At 69.3% G+C, this 18,484-nt stretch carries 20 protein-coding genes; 7 read left to right on the top strand and 13 right to left on the bottom strand.

Features of this window, described 5'->3' with window-relative positions; all coding sequences use genetic code 11:
• Positions 1–42: 42 nt before the first annotated feature.
• Positions 43–996, bottom strand: a complete 954-nt coding sequence (locus tag ACIBD9_RS30360; protein WP_396722802.1) for a DMT family transporter — start codon at positions 994–996, stop codon at positions 43–45.
• On the opposite strand from ACIBD9_RS30360, the gene ACIBD9_RS30355 reads away from it, so the two are divergent.
• A complete protein-coding gene (locus ACIBD9_RS30355; RefSeq protein ID WP_396722801.1) occupies positions 995–2,389 on the top strand; it encodes a PLP-dependent aminotransferase family protein in 1,395 nt (464 codons plus the stop codon). The genes ACIBD9_RS30360 and ACIBD9_RS30355 overlap by 2 nt on opposite strands.
• Here the strand turns inward: ACIBD9_RS30355 and ACIBD9_RS30350 are convergent.
• The 6 genes from ACIBD9_RS30350 to ACIBD9_RS30325 are packed head-to-tail and all read right to left on the bottom strand — an operon-like array spanning position 2,340 to position 7,787.
• Positions 2,340–3,245 (bottom strand): RimK family alpha-L-glutamate ligase, encoded by a 906-nt coding sequence (locus ACIBD9_RS30350; protein WP_396722799.1) that lies wholly within the window; start codon positions 3,243–3,245, stop codon positions 2,340–2,342. The two genes, ACIBD9_RS30355 and ACIBD9_RS30350, sit on opposite strands and share 50 nt — an antisense overlap.
• Positions 3,246–3,256: 11 nt before the next feature.
• Positions 3,257–4,003 (bottom strand): SDR family oxidoreductase, encoded by a 747-nt coding sequence (locus ACIBD9_RS30345; RefSeq protein ID WP_396722798.1) that lies wholly within the window; start codon positions 4,001–4,003, stop codon positions 3,257–3,259.
• Positions 4,004–4,039: 36 nt separating this feature from the next.
• Positions 4,040–5,164, bottom strand: a complete 1,125-nt coding sequence (locus tag ACIBD9_RS30340) for a homoserine O-acetyltransferase (protein WP_396722796.1) — start codon at positions 5,162–5,164, stop codon at positions 4,040–4,042.
• A gap of 27 nt (positions 5,165–5,191) precedes the next feature.
• Positions 5,192–6,169: a cysteine synthase A gene (cysK, locus tag ACIBD9_RS30335; RefSeq protein ID WP_387172988.1), complete on the bottom strand. Its 978-nt coding sequence runs from the start codon at positions 6,167–6,169 to the stop codon at positions 5,192–5,194.
• Positions 6,170–6,198: 29 nt separating this feature from the next.
• A complete protein-coding gene (locus ACIBD9_RS30330; protein WP_396722821.1) occupies positions 6,199–7,011 on the bottom strand; it encodes an arginase family protein in 813 nt (270 codons plus the stop codon).
• Positions 7,008–7,787: a YqcI/YcgG family protein gene (locus ACIBD9_RS30325; RefSeq protein WP_396722794.1), complete on the bottom strand. Its 780-nt coding sequence runs from the start codon at positions 7,785–7,787 to the stop codon at positions 7,008–7,010. Before ACIBD9_RS30325 ends, ACIBD9_RS30330 begins: the two co-directional genes overlap by 4 nt.
• Positions 7,788–8,414: 627 nt before the next feature.
• On the opposite strand from ACIBD9_RS30325, the gene ACIBD9_RS30320 reads away from it, so the two are divergent.
• The 3 genes from ACIBD9_RS30320 (at position 8,415) to ACIBD9_RS30310 (ending at position 10,857) form a co-directional block, all read left to right on the top strand.
• Complete coding sequence (locus ACIBD9_RS30320) at positions 8,415–9,188, top strand: hypothetical protein (RefSeq protein WP_396722793.1); 774 nt, start codon at positions 8,415–8,417, stop codon at positions 9,186–9,188.
• Between the two features lie 215 nt (positions 9,189–9,403).
• Positions 9,404–10,633: a cytochrome P450 gene (locus ACIBD9_RS30315; protein WP_396722791.1), complete on the top strand. Its 1,230-nt coding sequence runs from the start codon at positions 9,404–9,406 to the stop codon at positions 10,631–10,633.
• Positions 10,630–10,857 carry a ferredoxin gene (locus ACIBD9_RS30310; RefSeq protein ID WP_238660286.1) on the top strand — a complete coding sequence of 76 codons (228 nt, stop codon included), beginning with the start codon at positions 10,630–10,632 and terminating at the stop codon, positions 10,855–10,857. The genes ACIBD9_RS30315 and ACIBD9_RS30310 overlap by 4 nt, the downstream gene beginning before the upstream one ends.
• A gap of 163 nt (positions 10,858–11,020) precedes the next feature.
• Here the strand turns inward: ACIBD9_RS30310 and ACIBD9_RS30305 are convergent, their stop codons facing one another.
• On the bottom strand, positions 11,021–11,383 hold the full coding sequence (locus ACIBD9_RS30305; RefSeq protein WP_396722789.1) for a hypothetical protein: 363 nt from the start codon (positions 11,381–11,383) through the stop codon (positions 11,021–11,023).
• A gap of 121 nt (positions 11,384–11,504) precedes the next feature.
• Positions 11,505–12,809: an APC family permease gene (locus ACIBD9_RS30300; RefSeq protein ID WP_396722787.1), complete on the bottom strand. Its 1,305-nt coding sequence runs from the start codon at positions 12,807–12,809 to the stop codon at positions 11,505–11,507.
• A gap of 153 nt (positions 12,810–12,962) precedes the next feature.
• Between ACIBD9_RS30300 and ACIBD9_RS30295 the strand changes: the two genes are divergently transcribed.
• Positions 12,963–13,439, top strand: a complete 477-nt coding sequence (locus tag ACIBD9_RS30295) for an Lrp/AsnC family transcriptional regulator (protein WP_396722785.1) — start codon at positions 12,963–12,965, stop codon at positions 13,437–13,439.
• A gap of 226 nt (positions 13,440–13,665) precedes the next feature.
• Here the strand turns inward: ACIBD9_RS30295 and ACIBD9_RS30290 are convergent, their stop codons facing one another.
• Complete coding sequence (locus ACIBD9_RS30290) at positions 13,666–14,013, bottom strand: YnfA family protein (protein ID WP_396722783.1); 348 nt, start codon at positions 14,011–14,013, stop codon at positions 13,666–13,668.
• Between the two features lie 539 nt (positions 14,014–14,552).
• Here ACIBD9_RS30290 and ACIBD9_RS30285 point away from each other — a divergent pair.
• A complete protein-coding gene (locus ACIBD9_RS30285) occupies positions 14,553–15,161 on the top strand; it encodes a hypothetical protein (RefSeq protein ID WP_396722781.1) in 609 nt (202 codons plus the stop codon).
• Between the two features lie 408 nt (positions 15,162–15,569).
• On the opposite strand, the gene ACIBD9_RS30280 is transcribed toward ACIBD9_RS30285, so the two are convergent.
• From ACIBD9_RS30280 to ACIBD9_RS30270, 3 genes are all read right to left on the bottom strand, one after another.
• Positions 15,570–16,988 carry an FAD-dependent oxidoreductase gene (locus tag ACIBD9_RS30280; RefSeq protein ID WP_396722780.1) on the bottom strand — a complete coding sequence of 473 codons (1,419 nt, stop codon included), beginning with the start codon at positions 16,986–16,988 and terminating at the stop codon, positions 15,570–15,572.
• 76 nt (positions 16,989–17,064) lie between these two features.
• The gene (locus ACIBD9_RS30275; protein ID WP_396722778.1) at positions 17,065–17,568 is read right to left on the bottom strand and encodes a GNAT family N-acetyltransferase; all 504 of its coding nucleotides are present in this window, start codon (positions 17,566–17,568) and stop codon (positions 17,065–17,067) included.
• Complete coding sequence (locus ACIBD9_RS30270) at positions 17,568–17,918, bottom strand: ArsR/SmtB family transcription factor (protein ID WP_396722777.1); 351 nt, start codon at positions 17,916–17,918, stop codon at positions 17,568–17,570. The genes ACIBD9_RS30275 and ACIBD9_RS30270 overlap by 1 nt, the downstream gene beginning before the upstream one ends.
• A 112-nt stretch (positions 17,919–18,030) precedes the next feature.
• On the opposite strand from ACIBD9_RS30270, the gene ACIBD9_RS30265 reads away from it, so the two are divergent.
• Positions 18,031–18,408 carry an ArsR/SmtB family transcription factor gene (locus ACIBD9_RS30265; RefSeq protein WP_396722775.1) on the top strand — a complete coding sequence of 126 codons (378 nt, stop codon included), beginning with the start codon at positions 18,031–18,033 and terminating at the stop codon, positions 18,406–18,408.
• The last annotated feature ends 76 nt before the right edge of the window (positions 18,409–18,484 follow it).

The raw sequence follows: 18,484 nt of genomic DNA, 5'->3' as shown, positions 1-18,484 counted from the left end.
ACACGTGTCACGCGACGAGCGAGAGACCCGCTGCCGTGATGGTCAGCGGCCGGGCTGAGTCGCCGACGCGGGTACGGTCATCTGGGCGCTCGCCCGGGTGCGCTGGATCAGCAGGACGCAGGCCAGCACCACCACCGCCGCCACAATCGAGGCCGGTGTGACGGTCTCGTCGAGTAGCAGCGCTGACCAGATCAGGGTGAGTACCGGCTGGGCGAGCTGGATCTGGCCTACCTTGGCGATGCCACCCCGGGCGAGACCCGCGTACCAGGCGAAGAAACCGAGGAACATCGAGACCACGGTGAGGTAGCCGAACGCTGACCAGGCGACGGCGTCCGCCTGCGGGGGACTGGCGACGGCGGCCACGGCCGTGATGGGGACCGTGGCGGGCAGGGAGAGCAGCAACGCCCAGCAGATCGTCCGGGCACCGCCGAGCTCGCGAGCGAGCACCCCGCCCTCGGCGTACCCGAGGCCACAAAGCACGACCGCCGCGAGAAGGAACAGGTCGGCCAGGGACAGGGCGCCGTGCACCGCGCCGCTGGCGGCGAGGAACGTGAGCACCGCCAGCAGCCCGGCGACGCTGGCGATCCAGAACAGCGGTGGCGGGCGCTCGTTCGACCGCAGCACCGCGAAGACGGCCGTCATGGCGGGCAGCACGGTGATGACGACCGCGCCGTGCGCGGAGGTCTGCGTGGTGAGCGCGAGCGACGTGAACAGTGGGAAGCCGACGACGACGCCGAGCGCGACGATCGAAAGCCGCCGCCACTGCCCGCGGGTGGGTCGCGGCGCACCGGTGATTTTCAGGTACGCGTACGCCAGCAGCGCCGCGCCGACCGCTCGGCCGAAGGCGACGAACCACGGGTCAAGATCCTGCACCGCGACGCGGGTGGCCGGCAGCGACATGCTGAAGGCGAGCACCCCCAACGCGCCGAGGGCGAGGCCAGCGGTCCGCTCCGCTGTTTCCGTCGCAGACCGAGTAGCGCTACTCTGCATCGTCATGGGTAATGGTAACGCAGTGGATCCTGTCGTCCAAGATCTGCGAAGGCTGGTCGACGGGGCGACACCCGGCACGCGCCTGCCCTCGGTGCGCGAACTGACCGTCCGCCACCACGCCTCCCCGGTGACGGTCGCCGCGGCAATGCGACAGCTCGTCGCGGAAGGGCTCATCGAGACGCGATCGGGCCGAGGCACCTTCGTGGCTGCTCGACCGGACGAGCGGAGCGCACCGGACCTGTCGTGGCAGACGGTGGCACTCGGTCCCCGCCGGTCCGGCGAGGAGGAGATGCAGGCGTTACTGGCGTTACCGCCCGCAGGGGCAATTCCGCTGTCCGGCGGTTATCTCGACCCGGACCTTCAGCCCGCCGCCGCGCTCGGTGCGGCGCTGGCCCGCGCGGCCCGGCAGCCCGCATCCTGGCAGCGCGGCCCGGCCGAGGGCCGCGAAGATCTGCGCGCCTGGTTCGCCCGCGAGGCCGGCGCCGGACTGCGCCCCGACGACATGGTGATCTGCCAGGGCGGGCAGGCCGCGTTGTCGTCGACGCTGCGCGCGCTGACCACGCCCGGCGACACCCTGCTCGTGGAGTCCCCCACCTATCTGGGCGCGCTGGCCGCCGCCCGCGCGGCCGGGTTGCGGCTGGTACCCGTGCCCGCCGACGCCGACGGCGTGCGCCCCGACCAGCTCGCCGTCGCGTTCGCCCGTACCGGCGCCCGGCTGTTCTACTGCCAGCCGCTCTACGCCAACCCGCACGGCGCGACGCTCGCCGTTCACCGCCGGGCGCAGGTCGCCGCCGCGATACGCGACGCCGGGGCGTTCCTGATCGAGGACGACTACGCCCGTGACCTCACCATCGACGGCGAGCCGCCACCTCCGCTGGCCGCGGACGACCCGGACGGGCACGTCATCTACCTGCGCTCGTTGACCAAGTCCGCCGCACCCGGCCTACGGGTCGCCGCGATCGGCGCTCGCGGCCCGGCCGGCACCCGACTGCGGGCGGCCCGGCTGCTCGACGACTTCTTCGTCGCCGGACCGCTACAACAGGCCACGCTGGAGTTCGTCACCGCGCCCGCCTGGGCCCGGCATCGCCGCACCCTGCGAAACGAGCTGCGCTCCCGACGGGAGGCGCTGCTGTCCGCGCTGGCGCGGCGCCTGCCGTCGCTGGCCCCGCAGGGCGTTTCCCGCGGCGGCCTGCACCTGTGGGTCCGACTGCCGGACGGCACCGACGACGTCGCGCTGGCCGCCGCCGCTGCCGCCAACGGTGTCATCGTCTTTCCCGGCCGCCCGTGGTACGCCGCCGAAGCCCCGGCGCCGCACCTGCGCCTCACCTACGCCGCGGCACCGGCACAGCTCATGGACGAGGCGGTCGGCCGCCTCGCCGTCGCACTCGGCCAGCTATAGCGTCCGCGAATCGCGCGGCGCTGCCGTCGGCGAAGGGCAGGTTCAGCGAGGGCTCGCTGAGCTCCATCTCGAGCAGCAGCGGCTTGCCGTCGTGGCCGCGTACCAGATCGACGCGGGCGTAGAGCAACGGCCGGGCGAGTCCCAGGTGTGACGCCACGGCCTCGAGACCGGCCAGCGCGACTGCCCGTTCGTCGTCGTCGGCCGAGCGCGCCGTACGGCACTCGAACGTCGGCACGCTGGTCGTACCGTCGGCCAGCAGCAGCGCATCCTTGCGGATGGCGTGGCTGTACACGCCGTCGAAGAAGATCAGGTCGGTCTCGCCGTCGCGGTCGATCGACTCCAGGTACGGCTGCAGAATCACGCACAGACCCTGAGCGAAGAGCCGTTCGATGTGGCCGGCCGCCTCGGTCTCCCGCGACCGTGCGAACCGCTGGACGTCCTTCGAGTAAGCACCCACCGTGGGCTTCACCACCACCTCGCGGGCCCCGGGATGCAGCGCCCAGAACTCCCGCAACGCCACGCCCGGTTCCACACCCGGCTCGGCGATCCAGGTCGGCACCACCGGAACCCCGTAGCTGGCGAGATCGACGAGGTAATGCTTGTCGAGGCTCCAACGAACCACCGGCAACGGGTTGACCAGGTCCGTCAGGCCGGTGACCCGCTCGCACCAGGCGAGGAAGTCCGGCAGCCGCTCCACGTAGGTCCACGGCGAGCGCAGCAGGGCGGCGTCGAAGCGTGACCAGTCGACGTCCGGATCCTCCCACGAGCAGACCTCCACCGGCAGGTCAACCGCCCGGCACGCGTCGAGCAGCAGCGGCATGTCGTAGTCGACGGGCAGGCTCGCCTCGTCAGTCACCAGCGCAACGGTCACCACGGCAGGTTCTCTCCCTCGTGCACCCAGGCGCCGCTTGGCCCGTCGTCGTCCAACAGCGCCATGCTGACGCTCGTGCGCGCACCTTCCGAAACGTGCTGGTCGCCGTCGCCGTCGTTCAGGTCGGTCTTCGTGTATCCGGGATGCACGCAGTTCACCTTGACCGGGGTGTCGCGCAGCTCGTACGCCAGGTGCACCGTCCAGGAGTTCACCGCGCTCTTGGAGGCGCTGTACGCCGGCAGCGACTTGAACGTGTCGCTGTAGACGTACGATCTCGGGTTGCTGTGTGTGGTCAGCGACGCGAGCAGGCTGGAGACGTTGACGATGCGCCCCGCCGCGGATGCGCGAAGGAGCGGCAGGAAGGCCGTGGTCACCGCGACGACGCCGAAGAGATTGGTGTCGAAGGTCTCCCGCCACCGGTCCAGGGGTTGCTCCGAGGGACTCCTGCCGTACTCCTCCACCCGGATGCCGGCGTTGTTGACGAGGATGTCGAGCCGGCCGTGCCTCCTTTCGACCTCCTCAACGGCGGACGCGATGGATTCCTCCTTCGTCACGTCGAGCACCAGGCCTTCGACATCAAGTCCCGCGTCGCGCAGTTCCACCGTTGCTTCGGCGACCTTCTTCGAGGTACGGCCGGACAGCAGCACCTGGACGCCGTTCTGGGTGAGTTGCCGCGCTGTCTCGAAGCCGATGCCACGGTTGGCGCCGGTAACGAGGGCGATCCTTCTCGGTTGTCCGGACACGTCGACCTCTCCGTTCGAAAAGAAGGGCTTGCCGGGTCACATCGCCCAGAGGAACTTCGCCACCGGTGGGCCGAAGCGGTCGATGTCGATGAGGAATGCGTCGTGTCCCTCGTCGCAGTCCAGTAGCAGGTACTGCACATCGGTACCGCCAGCGTGCAGTCCCTCGGCGATCTGCCGCTGCTGGTGCGGGGGGAACAAGATGTCGGTCTGCACGCCGATCACCAGCGCCCGCTCCAGGTTCAGCCGGGCCAGCACCGCACCGGCGTCGCCGTCGGGCTCCCCGTGGGCCTCGCCCAGGTCGAACCAGTCGATGCACCGGCTGAGGTAGAGGTAGCTGTTGGGGTCGAACCGGCGCAGGAACCGCTGGGCGTGACACTCCAGATAACCCTCGACCTGGAACTCCGGGCCGAACGCCGTCCCCTGCTGGCGCAGCTCCGGGGCGAGCCGCGCCCGGCCGAAGCGCACATCCCATTCCCGGGCGGATCGGTAGGTCATCATGCCCAGCTTGCGAGCCGCCGCCATGCCGTGCCGTGGATAGTTCTCCTCGTCGTATCGGCCCCGATTCCAGTAGGGATCCGACCGGATCGCCTCGCGCTGTAGAGACCGGACCGCGATCGAGAAGGGCAGGGAGTGCACCGCCCCGGAAATGTTGATGTGGTGGCGTGCCAGGCCGGGATGCCGAGCCAGCAGCGCGAGCGCGCTCATGCCGCCCATGGAGGCGCCGATCACGCAGGCCAGCTCGTCGAAGCCGAGTGCTCGCACCGTGTACGCCGCCGCGTCGGCGATGTCCTCGATGGACAGGTCCGGGAAATCCAGCCGGTAGGACTCACCCGTGTTCGGGTCGACCGAGGGTGGCCCCGTCGAGCCTTTGCAGCTGCCCAGCGGGTTCACGCAGATCACATACCAGCGGTCCGTGTCGATGGGTTTGCCCGGCCCGAGCATCGCCTCCCACCAACCCGGGGTGGCGTCGTCCGGGTGCGAGGCGGCGTGCGAGTCCGGTGAGAGACCGGTGAGAATCAGGATGACGTTGTCGCGGGCTGTGTTCAGATGTCCGAAGGCCTCGTAGGCGATGCGCGCGCCACGCAGCGAGCCGCCGCGTCTCATCGTGAAGCCGTCGGGCAGGTCGATGAATCGAGTGGCGAGAGGGATGTATTCCCGCATACGTCTGCTCCCCGTGCGGTGATTTCCTCAGGACTCGTACGGCGCGGCGTCCAGAGAGGCCAGCCACTCGTCGTCGGACCCCTCGCTCACCCCTTCGAACAGGAATGTGGAGAGATAGCGTTCGCCGGTGTCCGGCAGCATCGCAAGAATGACCGAACCATCCGGCGCGGTTTCTGCGACGCGCAGCGCCGTCGCCAGAGTGGCGCCGGCAGAGATCCCCACGAAGATTCCCTCTTCGGCGGCGAGTCGGCGCGCGGTGTCTCGTCCCTGATATTCGTTGACGGTCACGAGGTCGTCAACGACGGTCCGGTCGAGGATCTCAGGCACGAAATTCGGCGTCCAGCCCTGGATCTGGTGCACATTCCATTCCTGACCGGCCAGCACCGACGCGTTGTCCGGTTCGGGAACGATGATACGCACGCCCGGCCGAGCAAGCTTCAGCATCTGGCCGACGCCCGTCAGGGTGCCGCTGGTGCCGAAACCGGTCACGAAAAAGTCCAGCCGCTTCCCGGCGAAATCGCCGAGGATCTCCGACGCCGTGGTCTCCCGGTGGTATGCGGGGTTTGCCGGGTTCTCGAACTGCTTCGCGCGGAACCAGCCGTGCTTCTCCGCCAACTCGTCCGCGATGCGGTTCCCGCCGCTGCTGCCCTCGACGCTCGGGAAGAGGATGACCTTTCCGCCGTAGGCGCGTATGAGTTTGCGCCGCTCCACGGAGTAGGAGTCGGACATGACCGCGACGAACTTGTAACCTCGGGCCGCCGCCACCATCGCCAAGGCGATGCCGACATTTCCGGAGGTGCACTCCGCGATGGTGTCACCGGGTTTCAGCAGGCCCCGCGCCTCGGCGTCGAGGACGATGGCGAGCGCCAGTCGGTCCTTTACCGAGCCGCCGGGATTGAACGACTCGACCTTCACGTAGACGGTCACATGCTTCGGTGGGAGCCGGTGCAGTTTGACGATCGGTGTACGGCCAATGGTGTCGAGAATGTTGTCGTGAAGTGGCATGTGGCAGTCTCCATTCGCCGATGAGGGTGTCAGCGCGCCTCGTCGAACAACGGCGCGATCATGTCGAGCACGACGGAGACGGCCCGTTCGCTGTTCGCGTCATCGGCCGGAGCGTTGAACTCAGCCACCTCGACGCCGAGAATCCGCTCCGGGGGGAACGCCTCGAATATCGCCCGGATCTGCGCCGGCGTCATGCCGTCCGCAACCGTGTAGTCGGCCGGCACCGACCCCGGTTCCAGCACGTCCCAGTCGATGTGGATCCACACCGGCGACCCGCCGACCGCGTCCACGACGTTCTCCGGGCTCGCCTGCGCAGGCGGGATGACCCGGACGCCGGCGGCGCGCAGGAGCTGGTGTTCGGCCTCGTCGATGTCGCGCGCCCCGACGAGGATCGCGCGTTCCGCCGTGAGGCCCGCGCCGTGGCCGCTGTCCCAGAGCCCGCACACGCCGGACAGGACCATCCCGCCGAGATAACCCGTGCCGGTGGTCCCCGGCGTGTTGAAATCTCCGTGCGCGTCGATGTAGAGGACCTTCGCGTCCGGATACTCGCGGGCCGCGACCGGCAGGGTAGCGAGGCCGGTCGAGCAGGTGTTGGCGACCATCAGGGGCACATTGCCGTCCGCCACGCTGGCGGCGACCGCCTGCTGCAACCCGGTGAGCGTCTCCCGCGCCTGGGGCAGACTGACGCTCCAGTCGTCGTCGACCGCAGGCGAGGGGCTTCCAATGAACTGCCCCTTGATGCCGTAGCGGTCCTCCAGTGCCTTTGCGATGCGCGCCGCACCCTCGATCATTCGCGGTGCGCGGTCGGCCACCCGCCCTTGGGAAACAATAAGATCGATCATGTCGTTCCTTTCGTGCGTTGTATCCAGGGCCGTGCGTTGCGTCGAACGCTGGACGTTTCGAGAAGGAATGGGCACCTGTCGGCCCGTTCCACGTTCTCTTCGGTGAGTCCGTACTGTCGCCATTCCAGCGCGTTGGTGCCGTAGGAACCCAGCTGCGGGGAGCGGGGTGTACCGTCGTAGCGGTCTATCCGGTTGCGGATGTTCGAACGGGTCTTGCGTCCGCTCGGCGTGTCACCGGCGAAGACATCGAACCGCTCGCGTGGGTTGATGACCAAGATGAAATGGTTCCCGAGGTTGCGGCTGCGGCGGACGCGGTGCGCGGGACTGCTCATGTTGCAGAACAGCGGCATGCCGTTGAAGCACATGGACCATGCCTCGGAATCGGGATCTCGGCCGACGTGATCTGGCCAGGGTGCAGGGTCGACCGCGTGCAGGCACTGGAGAACCCGCCAGCCGAAGGCGTGATATTCCTCGACAGAAGTCGCATCGGTGGCATCCGGTCCGAAGGCCACGAGCAGGGGATAGGCGGTGTCCAACCTGCCGTCCCACGCCTCGGAGAGTTCGACGTATTTCTTGAGTCCATCGGCCAGATGCGCGATGTCGCCCGACGCGGCGCCTTCCACGAAGATGAAATGCAAGAGCTGCTTCCGGTACGCGTTTTTCGAGAAAACGCAGGGGAAGCCAGGATCCACGAGGCGGTATTCGATGTCGTCAAGAACAGTTCGGTGCCATCCTGTTGCGGCAGTGCTGATTTCCGACTGTGTGACCAGCGTCATGTTTCCCCCGTGCTTATTCAGTGATCTTCCGATACTGGAACAGGGCCGAACCGCTATCAGCAAACAGGCGGAGTCGCTCCTCGAGGCGCTCCGGTGATTGGTTTCTCTCGCACCGAATCCGATGCGGCGGGGGCGCTGTGATCACGCTCCGAATCGACGCCAACACTAAGCGCAATGACTGCGCCCGCAGACCCGGATCCCGCCATGTGGACAACTTTTACACGTACGAAAAGAAGCGGAATCATTTGACCTGCGTGAATGCATCGCGGCTGTGAACCCCGTCACAGCGGCTTCAGCCCGTCGTCGCGAGCGACCGGTCCCCGCACCCCGATGGAGTGGTGGCCATCGAGCCCGCGCAGTCGCACGTCGGCAGGTCCCCGCACGTCGCGCCGCACGGGCACTACGTAACGCCACCGCCGGCCGACCGAAACCAACATCTTCCCTTAGAGTGATGCTCATCGATGCAACCGGAGCTGATGTGGTCGTGCCGGAACAGCTCGGATCGCTGCGGCGCGGAGGCAACGGCGCCGTAGCGGTGCGAGCGGGAGCACCTCAGCGTCGGATGGCCGGAAAGTTCCTGCTGGCCCGGCCCCTGTGGTGGGGAGCCAGCCGTCTTGGAGGATGACGATGCGCAGTTCTCTCGCGGTGTTCAGCGCCGCCCTGATCCTCGGTGCCGCAGTCGGCAGCGTTCCGGCCGGCGCATCGGGGGCCTCCCCGTCCTCGTGTCCTCGGGGCCTGCTCTTCTGTGAGGACTTCGAGCGACTGCCTCCCGGGGGGCCAAGCACGTTGAACTGGGGCGTCGACACCCGCCATGGCACACTCACCGTCGAACGTGCCCGCCGTGGCAACCAGGTGCTGCACGTCCGCACGCTTGACAACGGACGTGCCTTCCTGCGCGTCGACGACTTCGCCGCGCCGGGCAACCGCTTCTACGGCCGGATGCGCCTGCGCGTCGACGCCTTCCCCACGGCCCCGGACTGGGCGCACTTCACGCTTGTGGAAGCGACCGGAACCGGAAGCGCGGAGGTCGTCCGTCCGGTCGGTGGCCAGTACGCGCCCACGGTCCCCGGAACCTTCTGGGGGGTCGGCGCCGACGGCGGTCCGACCGGTGACTGGACCAACTGGCGGGAGTCCGCCCCGGTCGTCGAGGACACCTGGCAGTGCGTCGAGTGGAAGATCGACGCGACCGACAACCGCGTCGCGGTGTGGATCGATGGCGTGGCGAACCCGGAGCTGACAGCCTCCACGAGTGACCACGGTGGCAACGATGTTCCCTTCGTCCTGCCGACGGTCGACACGGTGAAGATCGGCTGGCAGCTTTACCAGGGCGGCACGACACCGGGCGAGTTCGACCTCTGGATCGACGACATCGCCCTCTCGAGTAAGCGGCTCGGCTGCTGACGGTCGCCGCAGGCGTTCGCCACGGAAACCCTGTCGCGTACGGACGTGGACCAGCGCTCCATGGCGATCATCGACGTCTCCCGCTACGATCCGATGTCGGAAGATTACTGATTGTCAATCTGTGCTGTCCGTAAGTCCTGGACGCTGGCAATCCGGTGCCACCACGAACATGGTGCCGGCCTGAGGATCACGCCGTCTCGACGAAGGGAATCCGGATGACGGAGAGCGCGCAGACCACCGAGAGTCGAATCGTTCCGCCCGTGCGGCCGTACCCGTTCAGTGTGCCCGACCGCCTCGTCGTCGATCCGACCTATGGCGAGCTGCGCGAGAACGAGCCGATGACCCGGGTAAAGCTTCCCTACGGCGAGGAGGCGTGGCTCGCCACCCGGTACGAGGACGTCCGTACGGTCCTCGGCGACGTGCGGTTCGGCCGCGCCCCGGCCGTCGAGCGCGACGAGCCCAGGCTCACCCCGCGCCAGCAGTACAGCGGCATGCTGACCATGGACCCGCCCGATCACACTCGGCTGCGCCGGCTGGTGGCGAAGGCGTTCACGGCACGTCGGGTAGAGGCACTGCGACCCCGAACCCAGGAGATCGCCGACGGACTGGTCGACAACATGGTCCGGCTCGGTCCTCCGGCCGACTTGGTGGAACACGTCGCCACGCCGCTGCCGATCCAGGTGATCTGCGAGCTGCTCGGGGTGCCGTACGCCGACCGCGACCGCTTCCACCTCTGGTCCGAGGCGATCGTCTCGACCACCTCCCTGCCCTTGGAGACGATCCAGGAGTACCTGAACAATCTCTGGGGCTACATGGGTGATCTGGTCGCCGAGCGCCGCCGCGAGCCGGGGATCGACGACCTGCTCGGCGCGTTGGTGCGGGCCCGCGACGAGAATCAGGATCGGCTCAGCGAGACCGAGCTGGTGGAGCTGGCCGGAGGGCTCCTCGCGGCCGGCCACGAGACCACCGTGACCCAGATCCCCAACTTCATCTACGTCCTGCTGCACAATCCCGACCAGCTCGCTCGGCTGCGGGCCGACCCGTCGCTGGTGCCGGCCGCGGTCGAGGAACTGCTGCGGTACGTGCCGCTCGGCGTCGGCTCCTCCTTCGCCCGGTACGCCAAGGAGGACGTCGAGGTCGGCGGGGTGCTGGTCCGGGCCGGTGAGCCGGTTCTCGGCTCACTGTCATCGGCGAATCGGGACGCTACCGTCTTCGCCGACCCGGACCGGCTGGACTTCGACCGCGAGCAGAACCCGCACCTGGGCTTCGGGCACGGCGTACACCACTGCGTCGGCGCACAGCTGGCCCGCATGGAGTTGCAGGTCGCCGTCGCCACCCTCGTGACTCGCCTGCCCGGACTGCGGCTCGCCGTACCGGAAAGCGAGCTGGAGTGGAAGCGGGGCATGTTGGTGCGGGGCCTGCTCGGCATGCCGGTGGCCTGGTGAGTACCGCCTGGCGGATCGGGGTGGACTCGCGCCGCTGCATCGGCACGAGCATCTGCGCCGGTACCGCGCCCGAGCACTTCCACCTGGTCGGCGGCCTGTCCGCGCCGCTGGCCGACGTCGTCGCCCCGGCCGAGGTCATCCTCGACGCCGCCGACTCGTGCCCGGTGGAGGCGATCACGGTCCACGACGCCACCGACGACCGGCTGATCGCGCCGCAGGAGTGACCCGAAATCGAGCCCCGGCCCTCCGGCACGCGATCCTTTGAGGACGCTGCCTGGCGGAGAGAACCTACCGGGCCGCGAAGATCGTGCCCACGTCGATCCGTCGATCGACCGGGCCCGGGTCGCTCGTCGCGAGTGCGAGCCCTGGTCCCGGCCGATCGGTCGATCAGCAGTTCTCGGTGGTGTACTGGACCCACGGATTGAGGTACGCCCCGCTGATGAAGCCGGACCCACCGGTGCTGAAGCGCGCGTGCCACCAGACGGCGATGCCGTTGACCGTGTCGCCGCCCGTGGCGCAGTCCAGGTACGCCGTCACGCCACGATTCACCTGGCCATAGGCGGTGCAGGACGTGTGCGGTCCGGTGCGGTAACGGACACCGCTTGCCGTCACCACGGCTGTACGGCTGCTCCGGTCCGACCAGCCCTGCCCACAGGCCGCCGACGCCGGTGTCGCGGGCACCACGTAGATCACCGCCGCCGCGAGCAGCGTGATACCTGCCAGCCGAGCACCCATTCGTCGCGTGGTCATCGGTCTCCCTCCACAAAGGTGACTTTCAGCCCAGCCTATATCGATGGATGTGCTCTCGGACCAGGCCTCGTCCGTGAAGCCCCCGGCCGTCTCCGTCCGGGTTGGCCAGTTCAGGTACGGGTCAGGTATCCGGGCCGCCGACTCTCATAGACGACGTGACCTCCGATCGTGGTGGACCAGCGGCGCGGACCCGCGCCGACGCGGCACCGCTGATGAACGCGGCCACCCCGAGTGCGACCGGGATGAGGACAAGCATCCCGCAGAACGCCAGGACCAGTGCGGTGAAGGCCACGCCGGTGATGGCGCCGTACCAGAGGACGCCGCCCCGCGGCAGCAACCGGGTGGCGGCCATCATCCCGGCGCAGGAGACGGCCGCGAGGCACGCGGACGTGAGCCGCACGAGACTGTCCAGACCGACCGTGAACACCGCAGTGAGCAGGATGCTGACCGCACACAGGATCATCTGCACCGTGAGGCTGCGCCGCGGCACGTCGCCCGCGGTCCCGCCTGCGGCCAGTGCCTGCGGCAGCGCGCCGTCGCGGCCCAGTGCCGCCCCCAGCCGGGCGCCGCCGGCGATGTACGTGTTCACCGCGATGAAGCTGAGGAAGACCGCTGCGACGGCGGTGATCGTTCGGCCCGCGGGGCCGTACGCGGTCTCCAGCAGGAGACTCAACGGCACCGGTGTGGTGGCGGCAGCGCCGCCGAGCACGCCGATGGTGGTGACGGTGAGCGAGAGGTAGAGCACCGACACGATCCCCAGTGTCAGTCCGGTGACGAGCGGTAGGTGGCGTCGCGGGTCGCGGAACTCGGCGGAGAGGTGGCTCGCGGCCTCCCAGCCGGAGAAGGCGTAGAAGAGGACGGTGGCGGCGGCGCCGATGGCTGCCCAGCCATGCGGGGCGAATGGGGTGAAGTTGACGGTGCGGCTGGCGGGCGCCGCCACGATCACCGTCACCAGCAGCAGGACCACCAACATGCCGACCATGGCGAGTTGCACCCGGCCGGACAAGCGCAGCCCGACATAGTTGGCGACGAAGGCGGCGGCGAGGATCGCCGTTCCGATCCACAGGGCGGCGGTCGCGTCGGCGCCCAGCGCCGCGGCGACGTACTCGCCGCCCACCAGTGCGCCGGCCAGCACCCCGACCGGCACCGCGAAGTAGAACCACCAGCCGACCGCCGCGGCGAGACGGGGGCCGAAGGCACGGTTGACGAACGTGGCGACCCCACCACCGTCGGGGTAGCGCGCGCCGAGGGCCGCGAACGTGACGGCCACCGGCACGCTGAACGCGAGGAGGATGGCCCAAGCCAGGATCGAGGCCGGCCCCGCGGCCTTGGCGGCGAGCGCGGGCAGCACCATGACGCCCGGGCCGAGGACTGCCCCGATGAACAGGGCGGTCGCTTCCACCAGCCCCAGCCGGTGCTTTCCCATGCTGTCTCCTCTCGGTGTTTCCCGCTGAGCGCGACCGCCGGCTCCAGGCGGTCGAAGCAGAGGGAAGCCGCGTCGTCAGGAAAGCTAGACGATTGAACGGTGAAAGCCGGCTGGTGCTGAACTTCGTTCGGAGAATTCGTCATAATGGCGGTCATGGACGAATTGGATTCGGCGATCCTCCGACATCTGCAGCTCGATGCACGGCAAACCAACAGGGAACTCGCCCGTACGTTGGGGATCGCTCCGTCCACCTGCTTGGAACGCGTCCGGTCGCTGACACGCCGCGGTGTCATCACCGGGTTCCACGCCTCGGTCAGCCTGACCGCGCTCGAGCGCAGGGTGCAGGCGCTGCTCTCGGTCCAGGTGCGTCCGCTGAGCCGCCCGGTCATCCAGGGCTTCAAGCAGTACGTCTCCGGTCTGCCGGAGGTTCTGTCGGTGTATGTCGTCGCTGGCGGGGACGACTTCCTCGTGCACGTGGCGGTGCGCGACATCGAGCAGTTGCACGCGTTCCTGATGGACAAGGTCAGCAAGCGACGGGAGGTCGTCAGCTTCCGCAGCTCGATCATCTACGAGCACACCGGCAACATGCTGGTGACACCGCTCTCCGACGAGGACGAGCCTGCTGGCTGAGGCGCCACCCACCTCGGTCCCAGCGTCACGGACATGCCCACTCCGGGCAGCAGTTCAGCCACTGAGCCCGCTGACTGGCACAGCATGGGCAGTCGAGATCGACTCCAGGTGGCCGCCGTTGCGTTACGTCGGATCGGTGGGGGCCGAGGCGGTCGGCAAGGTCATGGTCAACCCGCTTCTCGATCGACCCGGCGGGCATCAACCCCGACCACGTGCCGACGCTTTGTCACCCACCGCCGCCTGCGGACCGTGGCGCGTACATGATCAGAGTGACGCCGATCAGGCAGATGCCGGCGCCGATGATGTCCCACCGGTCGGGCCGGAACTTGTCGACGATCACGCCCCAGGCGAGGGACCCGGCGACGAACACGCCGCCGTAGGCGGCGAGGATGCGCCCGAAGTTCGGGTCGGGTTGGAAGGTGGCGACGAATCCGTACGCGCCGAGGGCGATGACGCCGGCGGCGATCCACCACAGGCCGCGATGTTCCCGCCAGCCCTGCCAGACCAGCCACGCCCCGCCGATCTCGAACAGGGCGGCGACGACGAACAGCAGGATGGAGCGGACGACGGTCATCGGTGGACCGTACCGGGCTGCCGGTGGTCCGCGTTCATGCTGGTGATCCGGCCGAGCATCGGCAGCCGCTTGTGCCGACGCAGCCGCCGCGGTGGGAGCGGCGGCTCGCCCACCACCAGGCTCCCCGGCCAGGGTGGCGAGGGCGATAGCGATACCGGGCATCCACGCGCCGGCGTCTCCTGACGGGTCACTGTGCCGGTTGCGCCGAAACCGGCAGGGCCCGCCGCTGGGCGGCAGAGATCAGGGCATGGGAGCGGTCGACTGCCGTGCGTCGGCGGTCCAGTCGACGGCCGGTCCCTGCTCGTGCCCCTCGACGACGACGGGTCACCGCCGGAGACGATCGACCAGTTGTGGTTGTGAATCGAGTACGGGGGCGAACTTCTGGAGGCCGACGTTGACGCGCTCTACGAACTGGAGGGCCAGGCCCCCGCCGGCCCGCCCTGGATTTACGTCTGGGTGCCGAACCGCAGGCCAACACCAGGCTGAGGCCCGGCGCCGGAGGCGGTTGCTCGTTGCGGCCGCTTTGTACGGTCGGCGACGTGCTGTCGATCTACGTCTCGTTGTCCGCGCGGCTAGCCCGCGCCGAACTCGGTGACGTTGCGACGTGGGTCGGCGCGTTCGCCAACGTCGCCACCCTCGCGTTCGCCCTCGTCGCTGCCCTCGTCGCGTTCCGCGTCTACAAGATCGAGTCAGGTCGTGACCGGCGAGCCGAAGACGAACGGCGTGAACGCGCGCTCGACGAGAAACGGCAGCAGGCTTCCCTGGTCTCGGTGTGGCTTGCGCAGCAAGAGGGCGTGGTGAACGTCGTAGCACCCAGCGACACGTTCCAACCGTTGCTGCGGTCAAGGCCGACGTGGGGCGCCTACGTGCTCAACGCCTCCAACGTGCCCGTCTACCACGTGATCGTCCTCTACCGCTGGGCCGACAAGCCGGACCGCCTGGCGGCAGGCTACGAGATCCGAGTCGTACCGCCACACCAGGACGGCGTCTGGACACCTCTGCCGGAACAGATAAGGCGGAAGGCCGAGGCGGACTTCGACCTGGAGTACGCGATCGACGTAGCGGTGGAGTTCCGCGACTCAGCCGGCCGGTGGTGGCGGCGCGACTGGGACGGATTCTTGGCCGAGGCGCCGGACCGGCCCGCCTGACCTACTCGGGGCCGTCAACGACCGGTCAGCCGGCGCTGATGAGGTACACGCCCGAGCCCAGCAGCCCGACCACGGGCACCCACCACGCCCGCCGCTCACCCACCCCGCCGGTGCGGAACCGCAAACACCACGGCAACCCGACCGGCTGCCACCGGCACCCGCGCACCCGCCGCGGCCACCACAACGGGCACCGGCTTGACGTCAACGAGTCACCCAGGCAGTGCGCGAACGCGCCCCACGCCGCCGGCAAACCCAACCACCACCACCCTGGACCGCCCTCGGCGAGGGTCGCACATCGCGCCGGTGGTCCCGACGCCGATCATCACCGCGTACAGCTGACCGAGGGTGTGGATCTGGGACCAAACCCGCCGACGACTGCGTCGGCGGGCACCGTGATGGTGGTGGGCATCAGTTGCCGCAGCAGCCGCCGGTCTGCGTGTCGGCGGGTGCTGCGTCGAGGGTGAGCAGGGCCAGCGGCGCGGCGAGCAGCCCGCCGGCGATGCCGGTGGCCAGGCCTCGTCCGGAGCTCTGGGCGGCTGGTGCCGGTCCACAGCAGCTGTCGGCGTCGGCTGACTCGTTCGGGTTGCTGTTGCACACCCCGGTCTCGGGTAGGTCGAGTTGGACGTCGCGGGCGGCGGTCCAGTCTCCGGCGAGGGCGGCGACGACGGAGCGGACCTGCTCGTAGCCGGTGGCCATGAGGAACGTCGGCGCCCGCCCGTAGGACTTCATGCCGACGGCGTAGTAGCCCGGCTCGGGGTGGGTGAGTTCGTTGACGCCGTGTGGGGGCACGGTGCCGCAGGAGTGTTCGTTGGGGTCGATCAGCGGGGCCAGGGCGCGGGTGGCGCCCATGATCGGGTCGAGGTCCAGGCGCAGTTCGGCGGCGATCGAGTGGTCGGGGCGGAAGCCGGTCGCCGCGACGATGCGGTCCACGGTGGTCTGCTCTTCGCTGCCGTCGGCGTGGCGCACGACCACGCTGACCCGACCGTCGGTGGGGGCGAGGGCGTGCACGGCGAAACCGGTGAGCAGGCGGATCCGGCCGGCGTCGACGTGCGCGCGCAGCCGGGAGCCGAGCGCGCCGCGTGCGGGCAGCGCGTCGGCGTCGCCGCCGCCGTAGGTGCGCGCCGGTGAGGTGGAGCGGATCGCCCAGGTCACGTCGGTGCCCGGGGCGGATTCTGCCAACTCGGCGAGGGAGAGCAGGGTGTTGGCGGCGGAGTGGCCGGCGCCGACGACGAGGGTGTGTCGGCCGGCGAAGCGGTCCCGGTCGGCGCCGAGGACGTCGGGCAGAGGGTGCTCCAGATGCCCGGCGACGTCGCGCTCACCGCGGGCGGGCAGTCCGGAGGCGCCGAGGACGTTCGGGGTGTCCCAGGTGCCGGAGGCGTCGATGACCGCGCGGGCGAGCACCTCCTGGCCGTCGGCGAGGCGGATCAGGAACGGCGTGGACTCACGGCCGGCGGTGCGCAGGCGGTCCAGGCCGAGGCGGCTGATCGCCTCGACGCGGGCGCCGTAGCGCAGGTGCGGCTTGAGCTGCGGCAGCTGGGCGAAGGGCTGGAGGTAGTCGTTGGCCAGCTGCGCGCCGGTGGGCAGGTCCTCCAGGTCGGGAGTGACCCACCCAGCGTCGTCGAGCAGGCGGCGGGCGGCGGGGTCGATGTTGTAGCGCCAGGGGGAGAAGACCCGGACATGTCCCCACTGCCGCACGGCGGCGGCGGGGGTGTCGCCGGCCTCCAGGACGAGGAACGGTAGGTCACGCTCGTGCAGGTGCGCGGCGGCGGCCAGACCGACCGGGCCGGCGCCGATCACCACGACGGGCAGGTCATCCAGGGCGTTCAACAGGTATCTCCTCTGTGTCGAGAGTTGTCGAATCAAACAGGTAGACGGCGGCCGTGCGGCGGGGTTCGAGGGTTGGTCAGGTGACGACGGGGCTGCGGCGCTCCAGCAGGATCACGTCGCGCCACCGGCCGTGGTGGCGGGCGACCCGCTCGCGTACGCCGATGACCCGGAAGCCGGCGCGTTCGTGCAGGCGGAGGCTGGCGGTGTTCTCGCCGAAGACACCCGACTGGATGGTCCAGACGCCGGCCGCTTCGGTGGAGGCGATCAGGGCGTCCAGCAGGAGGCGGGCGACGCCGCGGCCTCGGGCTCCGGGGTCGACGTAGATGGAGTGCTCGACCACGCCGGCGTAGACCGCGCGGGCGGAGGTGGGCGAGACGGCGACCCAACCGATCACCGTGCCGTCGCCGTCGCCGTCGACGGCGACGAGGCGGTGCTCAGGTAGTTTGCCGGCGTCAAACTGCGCCCAGGTCGGCGCCGTGGTCTCGAAGCTGGCGTCGCCGCCGTCGAGGCCGGCCTGGTAGATGGCGAGAACCCGTGGGGCGTCGCCGGCCGTCATGGGGCGAACGGTGATGTCGGCCATCAGCATGCTCCGATCGGGTGCGGGGCGGGTCGGCCCATGACGACGTCGGCGGCGGAGGGGAAGCAGTCGACGCAGGCGTCGTTGATCCGGTAGTGCCGGGCGGTGCCGACAGCCTCGACGAGGACGAACCGCACGTCGGTGAGGATCTTCAAATGTTGGGAGACGGTGGACTGGGCCAGGCCGACGGCGGCGACGATCTCGCCGACGCTCATCGGTCGGGCGTGACGGGCGAGGTACTCGACGATCTGAACCCGCGTCGGGTCCGCGAGGGCCCGGAACCACGACGCGTACTGCTGCGCGGTGCTCCGGTCGAGCAACTCGTCCACGACCCCACCCCTTCTATCGTTCATCGTCGATCGACGATGAAACTGTAGCCGGTGCCGACCCTTCCCATGACGCCTGTCTTGACGTTCGTCGAAACAGAGATTTGCACGCTGATTAGACACCTGTCAACCTAGAGGAATGTCAAAGCAAGCCGGGTTGCTTCCCGTCATCGACCTCACCGCCGACACGCCGTGCTGCCCGCCCCTGGCACAGAGCCGGGTGCCGGCGCAGACCGCCGCGGTGCTCGCGCCCGCGTTCAAGGCGCTCGGCGATCCGGTGCGGCTGCAGCTGATGTCGATGATCGCCTCCGCAAAGGGCGGGGAGGTGTGCGTCTGCGACCTGACCCCGGCGTTCGACCTGACCGGGCCGACGATCTCGCATCACCTCAAGACGCTGCGCGAGGCCGGCCTCGTCGACGCCGAACGCCGCGGCACCTGGGTGTACTACCGGGCCCGGCCGGCCATCCTGCGCCAACTCGCCGGACTGCTCAGCGTCGAACCGGCCGCCGTGGCCTAAGGCCTGGGCGGCGAGCCGGCCGCTCCGAGGGCAACCGGCGCCGCACCTACCTGCGGCTGCGCCCCGAAGCCCTCCC

It is taken from the genome of Micromonospora sp. NPDC050784 (assembly GCF_044456765.1).
GTDB classification, from domain to species: Bacteria; Actinomycetota; Actinomycetes; order Mycobacteriales; family Micromonosporaceae; genus Micromonospora; species Micromonospora foliorum.
The sequence above is the reverse complement of the archived record's forward strand: the minus strand, read 5'-3'. Positions and strand labels throughout refer to the sequence as shown.